A 1,704-nucleotide genomic window follows, 5' to 3' on the forward strand; every position below is an offset into this window, starting at 1 on the left:
CTTAGCAATCTGATAATCTCTGTAGTAGAGAACAAAACCTGGGTAAATCAGATCCTTATCTTGCACAAGAATCTTATTATTCTTCCAAATACTTACCCAGTAATCCTTTTTTCCATCATAGACTTTGTCAGCAATTTTAATCAGAAAATCATCTTTATTAACGATATAAGGTGTTCCATTCGTATTGATCTCTGGTAGCGTCGATTCATCAATTCGACGCAGACGGATAACACTTCCGGCCTTAAATGAAGTTTCAGGGTTCCATTCTAAAATGTCCTTCCACATCTCGAGATTGCGATATTTTTTAAAGGCAATCATCAAAGCAGTATCACCCTTCTTAATTTGATAGCTATAGAACTCTGTCTCTCTTGGTAGTTTAACTTCTGAGTCCATAATAGAGTCGGCTTGTGCTAAAGCAGACTTTTCTTGATAAAGTTTATCCACGTCCTTTGAATCAAATTCAAAAACACCTTCTTCATCAGTTGGCGTCAGAAGATCAGCAAACTCTTCCTTTGAACTAATTTTTCGTAGTCCAAGAGCATCTTCTAGATTCTTATCCTTAGAAGATGTACAAGATATTAATGATAACAAAGAAATAATTAATACAGCCCTCATATTAACTCCTTATAGAGCTAATCGGAGGTAGAAGAGAATTATTTAGAGATTCATAACAAAGCAAACCAGTCAAGATTTAAAAGATATAACCAAAGCCCACCCCGAGTCTTTTCACTGTTAAGTCTGATGCTCCTTCCATCCAGTGATATTTAAAGAGAGTGTGAACAAAGAAGTGACGATTGATACTTTTAAATAGATAAAAGAGAACCTTACTTCCTTCAAAGTCTTCATTAGATAGACTTTCTGTATAACCAAGAGTTCTTGTTGAAGATAGTGACTTAGAGAAGCTCAACTTACTAAAGAACTTATACTTCGAAATTTTAAATGATTTTCCGGCCCCAACTGTTAAGTAGATAACCTTGTTAACATCAAACTTAAGCTGATTAGAGCGACTCAAACCTTCAATACTAAAAGTATTAAATTTCTCATAGTCAAAACCAACATAGAGGCTCATTCGAGGTTTCGTTAATTTATACTCAGCATAAATATTTCCCCCGATCTCAGCATCAACATCAACATCGCTTGTAAAGAGATTTGATGATGCCGCATTTAAATGGGAGTAATAAATACTTGAAGAAAAGCTATACTTAGGATTTTCTGGATAATACGACAAAGAGACACCTAATGAAAAAGAGGAGTTTTGTTCAAAATCAACTGAACCATAACTATTTTGCTGATCAAATGTCCCCTTTGATGCCATATAGAAAGCCGCTGCTCTGAACTTCTTGCGAGTGGCCTTTCTTTGTTTCTTAATTCTTTCAACTAATTCATGGGCCTTTGTCTTCAAATTCTTGTCGTAAGAAATAAGTTTTGAAAGGTCGAGAACATCAACATCAACATAGAGTTTAAAGAGCTGCTCTTCTTTTATCTCACTCCACTGCTCAATATGCTTATTCTTATTCTTTGTTTTAAGAACCATTTCATCTGACTCATTGAATTTATATTCAGAAATCGTAAAACGCTTATAAATAGTTTCGAGATTCTCTGAACGAGTTGAGCGATAGTTTATCCTTAAAAACTCAACTTTCTTCTCATCGAGAACTTCACGAAAATCAATTGTCTCTGAAAATGTATGCAGGCACGATAGTC

At 34.8% G+C, this 1,704-nt stretch carries 2 protein-coding genes; both read right to left on the reverse strand.

All coding sequences use genetic code 11. The features are described 5' to 3' along the window. On the reverse strand, positions 1-615 hold a 615-nt coding region (locus M901_RS04365), incomplete at its 3' end, for a LysM peptidoglycan-binding domain-containing protein (protein WP_021276973.1). 76 nt (positions 616-691) lie between these two features. Then, the coding region (locus M901_RS04370) for a hypothetical protein (protein WP_021276974.1) at positions 692-1,704 on the reverse strand (1,013 nt) is incomplete at its 5' end.

This window comes from Bacteriovorax sp. DB6_IX (assembly GCF_000447775.1).
GTDB lineage: Bacteria > Bdellovibrionota > Bacteriovoracia > Bacteriovoracales > Bacteriovoracaceae > Halobacteriovorax_A.